The following is a 14,421-nucleotide window of genomic DNA, read 5'->3' on the forward strand; positions in this document are numbered from 1 at the left end:
TTTCGCCAGGCTTCCAAGCCTCGCCGAGCGCGCCTAGACTCCCGAGATGGCGAACGGGAAGTTGGACGAAGCAGACTGGCCAACCGTCCCAGGCTGGATGTGGCTGGAAGAGTGCGGCAGACCAGACGGAGCTACCGTGCCGATCTTGAAGCTGTCGTACATTCGCGGCGCAGAGCCCGTCGATCTAGCCTTGCCGTATGCCCCTTCCTTGCTACTGCTTTGGTGGGCATCAATTGCAGACCTTCTCCAGCCCGGAGAAGATCCCGGGTGGGTGCCTGCCTGGGTGTGGACAGAGCAAAGCATTCACACGCAATTCGCGTTGGCGTCCTTGGACCGAACGAGCGATGTGACCCCACGACAACTGACTCTGCCCACTTCAGCGCGAGGGCGGTCGGCAGTCCGAAAGGCCGTGGCCCAGGGGCTCCTGCAGTTGACCGGAGAGCGGGGGTAGTGGAGGCCGCCGTCGCCGCCCTCGAGTCCACCCAGTACGACCATTCCATCGTCATCGAGCCGGAGATGATCGAGCAGACCATCGATGATGGCGATCTGCCGACTGACCCCGTGGACGTCGGCCGTTCAGAGGATGGCGATGATGCCTGGCCCACCGTGCCGGTGTGGATCTGGCTCAGGCAGACAACGATGAAAACTGGCAAGCGAATGCACGCCTGAGTCCGACTGATGGCGTCCCTGCCTCGGCTGCCGAGGCCCCAGTGTCCCCAGTAGGCCTCACCCGTTTGTGGTTGCCAGTCGTGAAGGCCCTCAAAGACCTCGAGAACGGAGACATGCTCACCAGAACTGTGCCGGTGTGGCTCTGGACTGAAGAGGATGACAACGGGCTGGTTGCCTGGTTCTCGTTCGAGCGCGTCGCCGGCATTAAGGCAAGACTGCTCGACATCCCCCACGAGGAACGGTCGCTCACCGCCCTTCGTGAGGGACTGGGCGCGGCGATGATCTGGCTGACTGGTTGCGAGTCGGCGGATGCAGCAGCGCGGGAACTCATGAAGCAGCCCTCGAGCACGCTGACGCCGCACGGAAAACCCCGTACCCGAGTCAAACGCAAACCTAAGAGCCCAACGAAGAAGCGCACGGCCAACAGATCAAGCGAGCGCAAAATGGTCATCCCGCGGATTCGAGTTGCCAGCGGTGGGGCACCCGGCTTGGGCAAGCGCCGCTAGCCTGGCCGGCACTCTCAGCAATGGTGACCTCGGCCCGGAATGCCAGAACTCAGGGATGCATGTACTGCTCACCCGAGAAGGGTCTCTCCCGGATTGGCGGCGAAGGAACCTCCACGCCTCGTGGCGCTGGTGCCTGCTGATCAATGTGCCGATCGCGATTGTGGCCTTCATTGCCGGCACGATCCTGGTCACCGAGAGCAAGTCCGGGCGCGGGAGCTCATATGACATCCCTGGCGCGGTCCTCGGCACGGCCGGACTGGTCGCCCTCGTGTACGGATTCACCCAAGCGGCCAAGACCGGAGTCGGCTGGCTCTCGGTCGAGGTCATCAGCTACCTCGTGGGCGCCGTCATCTTGCTGGTCGCGTTCGTGCTCGTCGAGTTGCGTTCGGCGAGCCCGCTGTTGCCGATGCGGGTGGTGCTCGATCGCAATCGCGGCGGCTCATATCTCTCCTCGTTGCTGGTCTTCGCCGGGCTGTTCGCGATGTTCCTGTTCCTGAGTTACTACTTCCAGTACAACCTGGGCTACAGCGCACTCAAGTCGGGTATCGCATTCCTGCCGTTCAGCGTCGGCGTCATCGTCACCTCGGGCCTGGTCTCGGCCCTGCTGCCGCGCACCGGACCCAAGCCACTCATGCTGATCGGGCTCGCGATGGGCGCGATCGGTCTGGCCACCTTCACGTTCATCTCTGACACCAGCAGTTGGGTCACCAGCGTTCTGCCCGGAGAGTTACTGATGAGCGCCGGCCTGGCGCTGGTGTTGGTGCCGCTCTCAAGCCGCGCGCTCACCGGGGTGAATGACGACGACGCGGGAGTCGCCAGCGCGGTGCTCAACTCGACCCACCAGATCGGCGGGTCCCTGGGCACCGCGCTGTTGAACACGTTCTATGCGAGCGCGGTCGCGTCCTATATCTTGGCCCATCACCTCTCACCATCCGCGTTCAATCCGCCCGCCGCGATACACGGCTATCACGTCGCGTTCTGGATCGGGGTCGGTCTGATCGCCGCGGCGTTCGTGGCCGTTCTGGTCTTGGTCAATGCCGGCAAGGACGACATCACCACGCAGCCCGGCGTACCGGCCGGCGCCTAACCCAACGAGAGAAGCAACTCGCTGGCCCGGTCGGATCTGGTGCGCGCCGCGGATGACCTGCTCCACGGGCACCTGGACGAGGCGGCCGCCCATCTGGCGGTCGCCGAGTCGTACGTCGAGACGGCGCCGCCGGGTCGCTTGAGCAGGTCAGCGCGGCCGAACACCTGCAATCGCAGCATCTACACCAAACTCCAGGCCAGCGATCGCTCCTCAGCGGTGCAGCGCGCACGAGCTGCGGCTACTGTCGGCCGGGCGCACGCGGTAGCCCGGGTGGTCACCACATCCTGGTGATGCGGGTTCACCCGCCAGCCCTCGACCATGGCGTCATGGACCCAACGCCTGCCTGTATGCTCTCCGCATCCACGGCCACCTCGGCGCCACGGTACTCTCCGCGTTCCCAGCGCTGGTGCCGCAGCGGCGCGGTGCCGACACCGTGCTCACCGGCCCCCTGGATCGATCGGCACTCTACGGCGTGCTGGCTGAGGTCGACGCGGTCGGCCTCGACCTCGTCGAGATCCGCCAGCTCACCGCTCGCAGATCACCAGAATCAGGTGACAGCCGCTCACCTTGACGGCCACAAACCTTGGACGCGTCCAACCCGCCCGCCTGCAGACGACAGCGCAGACAAGCAACGGGAGCCCAACATGACCGAGACCACCGACTGGAACGCGAAGACCATCGCGGAGTTTCGCGCCAACGAGGGCCGCGTCGGCGGCCCCTTCGAAGGCGCGCCGATCGTCCTCGTGCACCACCGCGGCCGCACAAGCGCGCGCGGGTACGTCAACCCGATGATGTACCTCCCGCACGACACCGACGACAACATCATCTACGTTTTCGCCACCAAGGCCGGCGCCCCCACGAACCCCGACTGGTACTACAACCTCACCGCCGCCGGCGAGGGCAGCGTCGAACGCGGAACCGAGACCTACAAGGTCACCGTCAGCGAGCTCACCGGCATCGAACGCGACCGCGTCTACGCCGAGCAAGCCCGCCGCTACCCCGGCTTCGCCGAGTACGAGCGGCAAACCTCTGAAATCCGCACCATCCCCGTGCTCGAACTCACGCGCGTTTAGCCCCGGGACCCGCGCGTGGCGCAGTGCGGGCGCCCGTTCCGACGTCCTCACCACCACACCCGCGGCGCCACCGATCGGCATGACGATCTCGAGCAGACGCAGCGGGTCGACGACCAGCGGCGAGGACAAGACGTCTTCGATCGTCAGCGACTGCCCGTGAAGTACTGGTCGATCGGTGATCGCCACTTCCTCGGACTGGCGCAGGGACTCGCCCTCCCCAGTTCGAGGGCCAAAACCGCGACTCGGTCGTCTTCGAGTGGGACGGCGCGAAGTTCGTGCAGTTCCAGCTCATCGAGTCGGTGGGCATACAACTGGCACCCGTTCGAACTGAACGGCCAGTACTTCGTCGCCCACACCGACCACATCACCGACAGCGTGCTGTACCGGTGGGACGGGTCGCATTACGTCTTGTACCAGTCTCTGCTCGAGAACTCCGGCCGGACCTTCGCCCACTTCACCTCTGGCGACACCTACCTGGTGGCCGCGGGACTCGCCCAACCACCGTCCGTACTGCGCTGGGACGGCGCGCGGTTCGTTGCCACGGGCAACCTCGACGGCCTCGGGACCCGCGAGCTCCGAGTGGTCGAGAAGGACGGGCGGACCTACCTGATCCGGGTGAACTTCATCCTCGGCACTCCTGCCGATCCGAGGCCGTCACTGATCTCCCAGATCTACGAGTGGCGCGACGGTGGATTCGTCAAGGTCGCCGACTTCCCGACCACGGGAGGCACCGACGCCGAGGTGATCAACCTGAATGATCGAGGCACCCGCTAGGAACGGTGAAAGCCGGAGTCACAGACAGTCGCAAGATCGCGTTGTGCACTGACGGGCCGACACAGATCCCTGCGATCGCAGCCTGGGCGCGCCCACGATCACGTGGTACTTCGAGCCCGGTGGCATTCACGTGCTCTCATCGCCACCCTCTCGAGGCTCGACGGCGCTCCGTTCGGTCGATGCCAACGTCGTCGTGTCCGGGACTAGGTGAACCTCGACGACTTCGATACCCAGCGCCCGGAGTCGTGACAGCAGGCCACAAAGCGCCGACTGATCGGGGATGCTGTAGAGGCATGGTGGTCACCCGATCGACCGCCAGTGTCACGGCGCCCACATCTCGAAGGTCATCTTCCGGTACGGCATCCGCCCCGCGAGGCGCGTACGTCGCATTGGCCATCGGCCCCACTCCGTCCCAAACGATTCGTCGACGGTGGCAAAGACGACGTGCAGCGGCTTCATCCCGGTGGGGTGAACAGCCGGGCTCGATCTGGGCCTGGCTGCACATTCCGGAATCACGCCGTCTCGAAATGCCCCGGCACCAGAGGTGCGGCACAGCTCCAGCTGTGGCCCGACAGGGTGTCACCCGTTCAGGTGATGGTGCGGGTGGGCCGGCGCGACCATGATCGGAGAAGTCACGGGCGCCGTTTCGCGCTCGCCGAACAGGGCCGCCGACGTACCTCGAGGGAGACGTGTACATGCCGGGATCGATGGCTCTCAAGGTGTTCGTCAGTCCTTACAAGCCCTTCAACGGCGCGTCCAGGACTTGGGATCCCGGCCGGCGGGCGACCTGGCCGGCCAGTACGGCGACTCTGATTGAGGGCGAGAACGACGCGGTCTTGATCGACGGTCTGATGACACTGGCCGAGGGAGACGAGCTGCTCGCGTGGATTCGCCAGGCCGGCAAGAGGTTGACCGCGGCCTACGTCACGCATGCGCACGCTGACCATTTCTTCGGTCTTGGGCCCGTTCTCGAGGGCTTCCCCTACGCGCGGCTGGTGACCCACGCAGACGTGGTACGCCCGGCTGCAGAACAGGCCGCCCCCGAGGCGCTGGCGCGGTGGCACTCGTTCTTTCCCGGCCAGATCGCGGACCATCCCGTCACTCCGACTGCGCTGCCGGGCGATGAACTGCAAGTCCAAGGACAGTCGCTGAAGTGTCTGCTCGTCGGTCAAAGTGATGTGGAGCAGTCGACCGTCGTCCACGTCCCTGAGCTTGACGCGGTCGTGGCGGGAGATGTCGCTTACAACCGCGTCCACATGTGGTTGGCCGGATCCGATCCGAAGGCCCGCGCGGCGTGGATCGAGTCGCTCAACGCGATCGAGCGGCTGCGGCCGGAAACCGTGATCGCCGGGCACAAGGACCCGGACGCTCCCGATGACGTTGCCGCGAGGGTGTTGGACGAGTCGCGTCAATACATCAGGGACTTCGACGAGATCGTCGAGGTCAGCGACTCCGCTCAGGAGATCGTCGCGAAGATGCTGGCCAGACACCCAGACCTGGGCAACCCGTTCACACTGACGTTCGCCGCCGACTCCCAACGGCCCCAGGGGTGACCACATGACCGCGTACACCGAGACCTCGACCCAGCGGACCAGCGCGGACAACGACGTCGAGTACGCCTATCGTGAGACCGGCGACGGCGCCGTACCCCTGATCCTGCTGCAGCATTTCCGCGGCAACCTCGACAACTGGGATCCCGCGCTCGTCGACGCGCTCGCGACCGATCGGCGAGTGGTCGCGTTCGACAACCGCGGCGTCGGCGCGTCGACCGGCACGACACCGCACACCGTCGCCGAGATGGCGCACGACGCGCTGGCCTTCCTCGACGCGCTGGGCTTCGAGCAGATCGACCTGCTCGGGTTCTCGCTCGGCAGCTTCGTCGCCCAGGAGATCGCCCTGATCCGGCCGGACGTCGTACGACGGCTCGTCCTGGCCTCGTCGGCACCACAGGGCGCGGCCGGCATGCACGGCTGGGATCCCGCGGTGATCGGTGCCGTGGGCCGGCCGCAACCCAACCCCGAAGGGGTTCTCGGCGTCTTCTTCGCACCCTCGGAGACGAGCCGCACAGCCGGGATGCAGGCCTTCGGCCGGATGGCGACACGCACCTCCGATCGCGACGACCAGACAACCTGGGCGACCCGGGTCGCGCAGTACGACGCCGTCTGCGACTGGGGTATTCCGAACCACTCACTGCTCGAACGTGTAGGCACGATCAAGATGCCCGTCTTCGTCACCAACGGCGACAGCGACCCGATGATCCTGCCGCACTACTCCTACCTCTTGGCCGGGCTCATTCCGCGCGCGCGGCTCAAGATCTACCCCGACTCCGCCCACGGCTTCCTCTTCCAGCACCACCTCGAGTTCGCCGACGACGTCGACGCCTTCCTGACCAGCTCCTAGTTGTCAGCGTCGAGCTGCTCAGCGATCCAGGAGGCCGCAAGCGTGGTCCACCTCGAGGCGTCTCCGGCGCCCTCGGCCAGGCCAAGACTGTGTGGGCCGTGCGCAAACACGTGCACCGTATGCGGCGCGCCGTACGCGGCCAGCGCCGTGGCGAATCGATAGGTGTGCTCTGGGGGTACCCAGATGTCCTCCGCGGTGTGCCACAGAAAGAACGGCGGTGCCGACGGGTTCACCAGCGCATCCAAGGAGGTCGCCCGGCGCAGGTCGGGCGACGCATCCTCGCCGAGCAGGATGAGCCGTGACGGCCGGTAGGTCTCGGTCTCCATCGAGGTGATCGAGTAGCCGAGTACAGCGAAGTCGACCAGCTCGGCTCGACCTGAACCCGGTGCCAGCGCCGCCAGTCCGGCGAGATGACCGCCTGCCGAGAATCCCACCAGCCCGATCCGGTCGGCACCGGCCTCTCGCCGGCCGCGGATTTCGGCCCGCAGCGCATCGAGCGGTATCGGATGCCGGACCTCCAGCGGGTACCGGAACACACTCGACTCCAGACCCAGGCCGGTGAGCCAGTCGACGATCGGCGCCGCCTCGTGCGGCGTGTGCGCCGCGTATCCCCCGCCGGGCAACACGATCACGTGCACGCTCATCAACTCATCCTCCCTGTCGTCTACCGATGCAACGTGATCTCGCCGGCGGAGGGCTATCACCCAAAGGGATGAGGCCGCGGCTCGCTCTTCGGCCTCATCTGTTCAGGTGATGGATCGGTGCCGCGGAGGAATGTTTGGCTTCGGCGACCCGGAAACCACGTCCAAGGAGCCAGCGACATGCAGACGATCGACGTCTACGCCGCGGCCGGAACGTTCGGCGACAAGCATCAACTCGCGGTCGACCTCGCAACGACTCTGATGAGGATCGAGGAGGTCCCGAGCATCCCGATGTTCCGGCAGAACACCGCCGCCTTCGTGCACGACCTGGAGGCGGGCAGCCTGTCGAATGTCGACGGCGACGACACCTACGTCCGCGTTCAGGTACTCACCAACTTCGGCGCGCTCGACCGTGCCAAGCAGCTCGCCGTGGTCGCGGAGCTGACCAGGATCGTGGCGGAGGCCGCGGGCGACCAGAGCCTCGCGGACCGGACCTGGGTGCTGCTCACAGAGGCGCCCGACGGCGGCTGGGGCCTCGCAGGGCATGCCAACACCAACGAAGAGCTGATCGCCGCCGCTCGTGCCCAGATCGCCCAGCTCGGGACCTGAGGGGGGAACCATGGCACCCACAGTTGTTCTGGTGCACGGCGCGTTCGCCGACGCATCCGGATTCGCCGGCGTGATCCGTGAGCTCCAGGCCGGAGGTATCGCCGTGATCGCCCCGCCGAACCCACTCCGCAGCCTGACGTCCGACGCCGCCGCGATCGGTGCGGTGGTCGAGGCCGTCGAGGGTCCCGTGCTGCTCGTCGGCCACTCGTACGGCGGGGCGCTGATCACCCAGGTCTCGGCCGAACTCGACAACGTGGTCGGCCTCGTCTACCTCGCCGCGTTCGGCCTCGACGTCGGAGAGAGCTGCGCGAGTGTCCAGGAGCCGTACCCGCCGGCGCTGCTCGCCAAGACGTCGGCCCCCACGCCGTACGACGCTCCGGCCGGCCCGGGCGGACCGGATCTCTACATCGTCGAGCCGCAGTTCCGCGAGACCTTCTGCGCCGACGTCCCGGTCGACGTCGCGGCGACCATGTACGTCACCCAGCGACCGCTGACGCTGGCCGCCCTCACCGAGAACGCGACCGCGGCCGGGTGGAAGACCAAGCCGTCCTGGTTCCTGATCCCCGAGCACGACAACGCGATCGCGCCGGCTGCCCAGCGGTTCATGGCCGAGCGGATGGGCGCGACGATCGAGACCATCGCCGGCTCGCACACCGTGTTCATCGCGCAACCCGTCGCGGTCGCCGGTCTCATCCAACGCGCAATGGCCGGATGACGGCTGTCCCCGCGCTCGACCGGTCTGCCTCCATGGGCAGGAGATGAGCGGAGAGAACGATGGTCGATAGCCGGCCGCTGCGCGGACGCAGTGAACCGCTGAGCCGTGCGCTCAGCGTGGTGCGCCAGGTTCGCACGGTCAGCTCGTCCGGCGTCGTACTCATCACCGGGGCTGCAGGGATGGGCAAGACAGCCGTGCTGACGGAGATCTGCCGCCAAACCACGGGCCAGCGGTTCCGGGTGACCCTGACCAAGTGCGACGAGATCGAGCAGGTCTCACCCGGCGCGCCGGTCATCGCCGTACTGCGCTCCGGCCGCGACCCGTTGATCTCGGCCGACGACTACGAGGAACTGAGCCTGACCCAACCGCTGATGCTGGCCGACCGGATCGCGGCGTACCTGGAGAAGGCGGCTGCGTCCGCTCCACTGGTGATCGCGATCGACGATCTGCACTGGGCCGACCGGGTCAGCCAGTTCCTGTTGCGGTCGTTGATCCCGCGTCTGGTCGGCCTGCCGGTGCTGTGGGTGCTCACCAGCCGCGATCGGCGGCTCGAGCACCAGGTGGCGACCGTGGACCACGTCCGGTTCCACCACCTTCCGCTGACGCCGCTGACCGGTCCGGACCTCGCGGCGATGGCGCACGACCGTCTCGGCCGGCTGCCGAGCCGGCACACCCAGCAACTGCTGGCCGCGTCCGACGGCAACCCGTTCCTCGCGGTGCAGATCATCGACGGGATCGCTCGGACCGCTGACCGGGGCGACGAGGTCCCGGCCGAGTTCACCGCGGCGATCCACCACCGCCTGGCCGAACTCGACGATCCGGCCCGCCGCATCGTCGAACTGCTCGCCGTCGCAGGGCGCCCGCTGCCGGTCGACGACCTCGCCGTACTCCAGCCCGAGCTGACACCAGCCTCACGCACCCGGCCGATCGGCGACGCGGTACTGAGTGGGCTGGTCGTCGAGACAGCGACGACTTTGGCGTTCCGGCACGACCTGATCCGCGAGACCGTCTACGCCACGGTCGCCGGCCGTACCGCTCGCAGGCTTCATCGCCGGATCGCGGACCACCTCCTGACGGACACCGGGCAACCGTTGCTCGCGGCGTCGCACGTCAAGGCCGCGGCAATCTCCGGGGACCTCGCGAGTGCGCTGATCCTCATCTCCGCGGCGGAACTGCTGACGTCGACCAGCGCCGAGGACGCCGGTGATCTGGCGATGCTGGCCTTCGGGACGTTGCGGCCCAGTCACGATCAGTGGTTCGACATCGGCGTGCGCAGCCTGGTTGTTCTGGCCCGCGGACAGCGCGTCGCGGACACCCTGTCGGTTGCCGATCAACTGCTGGCGCGCGCCGACGAGGCTGATGCCATCGGGCAGATCGAGACGGTCACGGCTCGTGCGCTGTGGCTCGGCGGCCGAGTTGCCGAACTCACCGATCGCTGCGACCGGGTACTGCGCTTGCCCGGGCTGACGCCGGCGATCGCGGCGCGGCTCACCGCCGCACGGGCACTGGCTCGGACGCGGATGATCCCCGGGGCGGAGGCCGCCGAAGGTGCCGGGATCGCACTGGCCGCAGCCCGTGCGGTGGGCGACCAGGAGGCGACCACGCTGGCGCCGCAAGCCTCCGGTGAGGCGGCCAAGAACGAGGGCCGGCATCGGGCGAGTCTGCGCCACTTCCGGGACCTGCGGCCGCTGCTCGGGACGTCGTACCTGGCCGAGGAGATCATCTCGTTGCAACTCCTGGACCGCTATGAGCACGCCCAGATTCTGCTGGACCAGGCCCGCAAGGACGACGAGTCGGCTGTCGAGACCGCACTGCCTGCCCTCGCCTACGCGCAGCTGTGGCAGGACTTCAACCTCGGCCGGCTCGACGACGCCGACGCGGGTGCCCGGAGTTTGATCGAGCTGGGTCGGCAGCTCGGGACGAGTGTGCACGCCCTTGAGGCGATGATGATCCACAGCGCCGTCTTGCTGTCCGGCGGCGACTTTCAGCGGCCCGGAGGCAGATCGAAGAGGCGGCGAGCGCCACCGACACAGACGAACACTTCCGCGATGAGGCGATACCGCTGATGCAAGGCTGGCTGGCGGCGACCGAAGGCGACCTCGGCCGCGCGACAACGATTCTCGCGCCCATGCTGGACAGCGCTGCCGAGGCACGCAGCTTCTGGCCTTGGTGGCCCGGCTGGATGGCGGTGTTCTACGACATCGGAACCGCGGCCGGTGAGACGAAGTTCGCCCAGCAGGCGGTCGAGATCGCCGAGATCGGCGCCGAACGCAACCCCGGCGTCTGCAGCTTCGAAGGCCTCGCCCTCAACCTCCGCGGTCGCGCCGACAACGACCTCGCGGTGATCGCCCGCTCTGCCGAGGTACTTGCCTCAAGCCCCCGTCCGGCGCTGCAAGCAGTCGGCGCCTTCACCTACGGACGGGCGCTGCTCAGATCGGGCGATCGCGAAGCCGCACTGATCCAGCTGGATCGGTCCTGGGACCTGTACAACGCGATGCGCGAACGGGTCGGCCGCGACGGTGTCGAGGCGATCATGCGCCAGGCAGGCGCGCGTCGTACGAAGTGGGCTCAGGCAGCCGCGCGCCCGACGACCGGCTGGGAGGCCCTGACCGATGCAGAGCAACGCGTCGCGATGCTGATCGCCGCCGGCCACACCAACAAGTCGGCCGCCTCGACCCTTGGGATCTCCGTAAACACAGTCGGTACGCACCTGCGCGCCGTCTTCGCCAAGCTCGACGTCCAGTCCCGCGTCCAACTCACCAACACCCTCCACGCAGCGGAGATCCGTCCCGACCCCCAAGGTGTCGGCGGCACGTGGCACGCCGGCTCGGTAAACCTCGACCTGCGGCTCACGTGGTCGGAACTGCTGGGCAAGCGGGTCGAACTCCCGGAACGGGTCGGTGCGCATCAACATCGTCCTGCACCTCTCCAGTCGTGGCCTCACCAGTGGTGTTAATACGCACTTTGTGGGACATCAGGTACTACGCGGTGGGGCTGCGTCCTGAAAGCGGTGAACTCGCGCGATCGACGTCCACCAACCGGCACCGCGGGGAAGGTCGAGGTCGGCGAACTGCTCAGGGCCTACGACGACTACAAGACTGAGCAAGGCAACAGAGACGGTCCCGAGCTCTGCGTGCCGGGCCGCCGGGCCTGGACGCTGACCTACCCCGATCTCGGGTTCCAATTGGACGTTCTGCCCGCCATCCCGAACGAGAACCTGCCGCCGACGGGGATCCGCCTCACCGACGTCAACAGCCACTTCTGGCAGCACAGCAACGCTCAGCTCTACTTCCCGGGTGACGAGCACAACGAGGGCGACATCGCCTCGGCGGTGAAGCTGGAACTGATGCTCGACCCGAAGCCCGAGGACGACGGCCCTGGTGTGAGGATCCAGTACGACTTCGTCCTGGACTCCGCCAAGAGCTGACCGGATGCTGTTCGATGTCCGGATGACGTTCGCCCGCCCGTCGGGATGGACGCCGACGTGCTGGCAAGTGGCTCCACCTCTGGCGGACCGTCGGCGAGTGCGCCAACGTCACCTTCGACGTGGACAACAACGACGAGCTCCACGACCTGCTCGCCGGCCTGCCACTATTTCCCTACCTGGACATCCAGTCACCCCGCTGGCGACCCACCCCTCATCGATTCGTGGTTGATACCCTCCTCGGGGCCCGGTTCCGAGTCCCGACGCCGTGTTGCCGCATCACGGTGGCGCTGCCGACGGACACCCCCGGGCGTGCTTCAGCTGCGGGTTCTCCGTGAGAGTGCAGTTGACCGCACGACCTGAGGCCGGAGAAGTCGCGTTCGAGGCGCCGACCCTTCCGCACTCCGGCCAGGCGGGCGAGCCGCCGGAATGACGGAAGGGTGACGGGTGGGACGAGCGGCGGTCAGACCAACTCGGGCACCCTCAGATGGTGGACGGCGAGTTCGCACTCGAGAACGTCCACGAACTCGATCCCGGTACGCTCGGCCATCGTGGCCCGCTGCTCGGCGGCGAACCCTCGGGTGCCCTCGAGATTGGCCCTGCTCTCGAAGCTGACCGTGCCGCACAGCATCCCGGCCTCACGGTCGATGAGCATGCTCGCGCTGCAGAACCCGTCCTGGTTCTCCAGGAGCGGCAATACGTCGGTCTTGAACCCATCCACGGCGGCGCCCAGCTGACCCGCCTGTGGGCGAGCCCACGTCACCCTGGCGCAGGCCCCGGCAGGCGACTCGTGGTCACGGTGGAGGACCGCGATCTCCCACTCCTGGACCTCGAGGCCGTCCCCGCCCAAGGTCTCGAGCAGGCGCTGCCGGACGGGCTGGAGCTGCTCGTTGCTCGCGCGCATGGCCTCCTCGGTCTCCCACGAGCTCGTGGCGATGCAGCGGCCGCTCGACCGGTCGACCAGCATGGACAGGCCCACGCAGCCATCGATGTCGGTCATCATCGACATCAGTTCGTCATTGACCAGCGCGATGCCGTCATCGATACGGTCGGGCTGAGCCATCATGGTGGTGGAGCGTGCGTACACGGCCCACCTCCCTTCAAAACGAGGCGACACCCCAGCGGCGTCGCCGCACTCCTACCCTCGACCCGAAGCCCGTCCCCAGGCAATCCCCCAAACCGGGCGGACGGCCAGAGGTGACACGCTAACAGCGCCTAGCTGCACCGACCTCATGGCCGGGTACATCTAGGCGATCCACCGAACCACAATGGCCAACACCTGCGCGTACAACAGCGTCGATGCCACGCCGAACGGGTTGTAGTCGACTGCCGCCCGAGTGGACCGCTAACCCGCACGCGAAGCGGGACGTCGACGGTTCAATGCCGCACCATGCCTTCAGACGTCAAGCTGTAGGCGTGTGGTTAAGGAGCGTGTCCCTCCTCCGACACGTGGGGGTTCATATCCCTAAGGGATATGAACCCTGGGTTTCCCCTCGTAGCGTGGAGACATCCTCTTAGAAGGTGAGGGTGATGGCTGAGGCACGACGGAAGTTTGATCGGGAGTTCCGCGAGGGTGCGGTGCGGATTGTCCGGGAGACCGGTAGGCCGATCGCGCAGGTGGCCCGCGAGCTGGGTGTCAACGCGGGCACGTTGGCGAACTGGGTGGCCGGGGACCGGCGGGCCCACGGTGATGACGGGCAGTTGAGTGAGGACGAGCGGGCCGAGCTGGCCAGGTTGCGCAGGGAGAACGCGGAGCTGGCGATGGAGCGTGATGTGCTCAAGCGCTCGGTGGCCCTCTGGGTCAAGGATGCGATGGGCCGGTAGCCGTGGCCGCGTTCATCGCCGCTCAGAGGGACACCTACCGGGTGCCGCAGGCGGTCGCGTGCCGGGCGCTGGGGGTCTCCCAGGCGTGGTTCTACAAGTGGCGCCACGGCGACGCCTCGCCCCGGCACGCGCGACGCGAACAGCTGAAGACCGCGATCCGACGGTGGTTCGCCAAGCATCACGGCACCTACGGGTCACCACGGATCACCGCCGACCTGCGCGACGAGGGCTGGCGGGTCAGCCAGAACACCGTCGCCGAACTCATGCGCGAACTCGGGCTGCAGGCCCGGCGGAAACGGCGCCGCAAGCAGACCCACCCGCCCGGGCCGGGGCAAGTGGCGGGCGCCGGACCTGATCAGACGCGACTTCGCCACCGACCGGCTCAACCACAAGTGGTACGGCGACGGCACCGAGATTCCCACCGACGAGGGCAAGCTCCACCTCGACAGCGTCCTGGACATGGCGTCTCGGCGCATCGTCGGGTTCAGCCTGGGTCAACACCACAACGCCGAACTGGCCTACAACGCGCTGGTGATGGCGATCGCGGTCCGCGGCGGCCGCGAAGCCATCACCGCAGTGATCATGCACACCGATCAGGGCAGCGAAGGCGGATTCAATCGGTCGTCGCAACACCTCGAACACGGAGGTTTGCGATGGGGCGGGGAAAGGACCGGTTGCCGGAGGTGTCGGTGGGTGTGC

Annotated in this window: 18 protein-coding genes and 2 pseudogenes; 18 read left to right on the forward strand and 2 right to left on the reverse strand. The window is 67.1% G+C overall.

From position 1 onward, the window contains the following. Positions 1 to 450 precede the first annotated feature (450 nt). The 9 genes from EV648_RS41990 (at position 451) to EV648_RS42030 (ending at position 6,509) form a co-directional block, all read left to right on the forward strand. Positions 451 to 669: a hypothetical protein gene (locus EV648_RS41990; RefSeq protein WP_132302024.1), complete on the forward strand. Its 219-nt coding sequence runs from the start codon at positions 451 to 453 to the stop codon at positions 667 to 669. Between the two features lie 80 nt (positions 670 to 749). After that, positions 750 to 1,175 (forward strand): hypothetical protein, encoded by a 426-nt coding sequence (locus EV648_RS41995; protein WP_132302026.1) that lies wholly within the window; start codon positions 750 to 752, stop codon positions 1,173 to 1,175. A 55-nt stretch (positions 1,176 to 1,230) separates the two neighbouring features. After that, entirely contained in the window at positions 1,231 to 2,262 is a 1,032-nt protein-coding gene (locus tag EV648_RS42000; protein ID WP_132302028.1) for an MFS transporter, read from the forward strand. 39 nt (positions 2,263 to 2,301) lie between these two features. Then, positions 2,302 to 2,553 carry a hypothetical protein gene (locus EV648_RS42005; RefSeq protein WP_132302030.1) on the forward strand — a complete coding sequence of 84 codons (252 nt, stop codon included), beginning with the start codon at positions 2,302 to 2,304 and terminating at the stop codon, positions 2,551 to 2,553. A 115-nt stretch (positions 2,554 to 2,668) separates the two neighbouring features. Beyond that, a complete protein-coding gene (locus EV648_RS42010; RefSeq protein WP_199235153.1) occupies positions 2,669 to 2,833 on the forward strand; it encodes a hypothetical protein in 165 nt (54 codons plus the stop codon). Positions 2,834 to 2,906: 73 nt separating this feature from the next. Beyond that, on the forward strand, positions 2,907 to 3,335 hold the full coding sequence (locus EV648_RS42015) for a nitroreductase family deazaflavin-dependent oxidoreductase (RefSeq protein WP_132302034.1): 429 nt from the start codon (positions 2,907 to 2,909) through the stop codon (positions 3,333 to 3,335). Positions 3,336 to 3,350: 15 nt separating this feature from the next. Next, positions 3,351 to 4,109, forward strand: a complete 759-nt coding sequence (locus EV648_RS42020) for a hypothetical protein (RefSeq protein WP_132302036.1) — start codon at positions 3,351 to 3,353, stop codon at positions 4,107 to 4,109. A gap of 695 nt (positions 4,110 to 4,804) precedes the next feature. After that, the gene (locus tag EV648_RS42025; RefSeq protein WP_132302038.1) at positions 4,805 to 5,662 is read left to right on the forward strand and encodes an MBL fold metallo-hydrolase; all 858 of its coding nucleotides are present in this window, start codon (positions 4,805 to 4,807) and stop codon (positions 5,660 to 5,662) included. Positions 5,663 to 5,666: 4 nt separating this feature from the next. Beyond that, positions 5,667 to 6,509: an alpha/beta fold hydrolase gene (locus EV648_RS42030; protein WP_132302040.1), complete on the forward strand. Its 843-nt coding sequence runs from the start codon at positions 5,667 to 5,669 to the stop codon at positions 6,507 to 6,509. Here the strand turns inward: EV648_RS42030 and EV648_RS42035 are convergent. Continuing rightward, positions 6,506 to 7,153: an alpha/beta hydrolase gene (locus tag EV648_RS42035; RefSeq protein ID WP_132302042.1), complete on the reverse strand. Its 648-nt coding sequence runs from the start codon at positions 7,151 to 7,153 to the stop codon at positions 6,506 to 6,508. The genes EV648_RS42030 and EV648_RS42035 overlap by 4 nt on opposite strands. 177 nt (positions 7,154 to 7,330) lie before the next feature. On the opposite strand from EV648_RS42035, the gene EV648_RS42040 reads away from it, so the two are divergent. The 6 genes and pseudogenes from EV648_RS42040 to EV648_RS44635 all read left to right on the forward strand — a co-directional run. After that, the gene (locus EV648_RS42040; protein WP_132302044.1) at positions 7,331 to 7,759 is read left to right on the forward strand and encodes a tautomerase family protein; all 429 of its coding nucleotides are present in this window, start codon (positions 7,331 to 7,333) and stop codon (positions 7,757 to 7,759) included. A gap of 10 nt (positions 7,760 to 7,769) precedes the next feature. Then, positions 7,770 to 8,474: an alpha/beta fold hydrolase gene (locus tag EV648_RS42045; RefSeq protein WP_132302046.1), complete on the forward strand. Its 705-nt coding sequence runs from the start codon at positions 7,770 to 7,772 to the stop codon at positions 8,472 to 8,474. Between the two features lie 59 nt (positions 8,475 to 8,533). After that, complete coding sequence (locus tag EV648_RS42050) at positions 8,534 to 10,540, forward strand: AAA family ATPase (RefSeq protein ID WP_132302048.1); 2,007 nt, start codon at positions 8,534 to 8,536, stop codon at positions 10,538 to 10,540. Continuing rightward, on the forward strand, positions 10,540 to 11,430 hold the full coding sequence (locus EV648_RS42055) for a LuxR C-terminal-related transcriptional regulator (RefSeq protein ID WP_132302050.1): 891 nt from the start codon (positions 10,540 to 10,542) through the stop codon (positions 11,428 to 11,430). The genes EV648_RS42050 and EV648_RS42055 overlap by 1 nt, the downstream gene beginning before the upstream one ends. Before the next feature lie 54 nt (positions 11,431 to 11,484). Further along, entirely contained in the window at positions 11,485 to 11,901 is a 417-nt protein-coding gene (locus EV648_RS42060) for a hypothetical protein (RefSeq protein WP_241996127.1), read from the forward strand. A gap of 113 nt (positions 11,902 to 12,014) precedes the next feature. Further along, positions 12,015 to 12,236, forward strand: a pseudogene (locus EV648_RS44635) (hypothetical protein); the annotation flags it as partial. Between the two features lie 125 nt (positions 12,237 to 12,361). Here EV648_RS44635 and EV648_RS42070 read toward each other — a convergent pair. Continuing rightward, positions 12,362 to 12,985, reverse strand: coding sequence for a hypothetical protein (locus EV648_RS42070; protein WP_132302054.1), 624 nt, complete (start codon positions 12,983 to 12,985; stop codon positions 12,362 to 12,364). 443 nt (positions 12,986 to 13,428) lie between these two features. Here EV648_RS42070 and EV648_RS42075 point away from each other — a divergent pair, with 443 nt between their 5' ends. The 3 genes and pseudogenes from EV648_RS42075 to EV648_RS44640 all read left to right on the forward strand — a co-directional run. After that, entirely contained in the window at positions 13,429 to 13,722 is a 294-nt protein-coding gene (locus EV648_RS42075; protein WP_132302056.1) for a transposase, read from the forward strand. Positions 13,723 to 13,763: 41 nt separating this feature from the next. Then, a pseudogene (locus EV648_RS45535) lies at positions 13,764 to 14,015 on the forward strand (IS3 family transposase); the annotation flags it as partial. A 61-nt stretch (positions 14,016 to 14,076) separates the two neighbouring features. After that, a partial coding sequence (locus EV648_RS44640) for a DDE-type integrase/transposase/recombinase (RefSeq protein ID WP_255512900.1) occupies positions 14,077 to 14,421 on the forward strand: 345 nt, incomplete at its 3' end.

The organism is Kribbella sp. VKM Ac-2568 (assembly GCF_004345365.1).
Lineage (GTDB): Bacteria > Actinomycetota > Actinomycetes > Propionibacteriales > Kribbellaceae > Kribbella > Kribbella orskensis.

What these genes read in the sequence shown, in the direction of transcription:
- EV648_RS42000 (WP_132302028.1), top strand. Translation starts at nt 1,231, where the DNA reads ATGCATGTACTGCTCACCCGAGAAGGGTCTCTCCCGGATTGGCGGCGA.
- EV648_RS42015 (WP_132302034.1), top strand. Translation starts at nt 2,907, where the DNA reads ATGACCGAGACCACCGACTGGAACGCGAAGACCATCGCGGAGTTTCGC.
- EV648_RS42025 (WP_132302038.1), top strand. Translation starts at nt 4,805, where the DNA reads ATGCCGGGATCGATGGCTCTCAAGGTGTTCGTCAGTCCTTACAAGCCC.
- EV648_RS42030 (WP_132302040.1), top strand. Translation starts at nt 5,667, where the DNA reads ATGACCGCGTACACCGAGACCTCGACCCAGCGGACCAGCGCGGACAAC.
- EV648_RS42035 (WP_132302042.1), bottom strand. Translation starts at nt 7,153, where the DNA reads ATGAGCGTGCACGTGATCGTGTTGCCCGGCGGGGGATACGCGGCGCAC.
- EV648_RS42040 (WP_132302044.1), top strand. Translation starts at nt 7,331, where the DNA reads ATGCAGACGATCGACGTCTACGCCGCGGCCGGAACGTTCGGCGACAAG.
- EV648_RS42045 (WP_132302046.1), top strand. Translation starts at nt 7,770, where the DNA reads ATGGCACCCACAGTTGTTCTGGTGCACGGCGCGTTCGCCGACGCATCC.
- EV648_RS42050 (WP_132302048.1), top strand. Translation starts at nt 8,534, where the DNA reads ATGGTCGATAGCCGGCCGCTGCGCGGACGCAGTGAACCGCTGAGCCGT.
- EV648_RS42055 (WP_132302050.1), top strand. Translation starts at nt 10,540, where the DNA reads ATGCAAGGCTGGCTGGCGGCGACCGAAGGCGACCTCGGCCGCGCGACA.
- EV648_RS42075 (WP_132302056.1), top strand. Translation starts at nt 13,429, where the DNA reads ATGGCTGAGGCACGACGGAAGTTTGATCGGGAGTTCCGCGAGGGTGCG.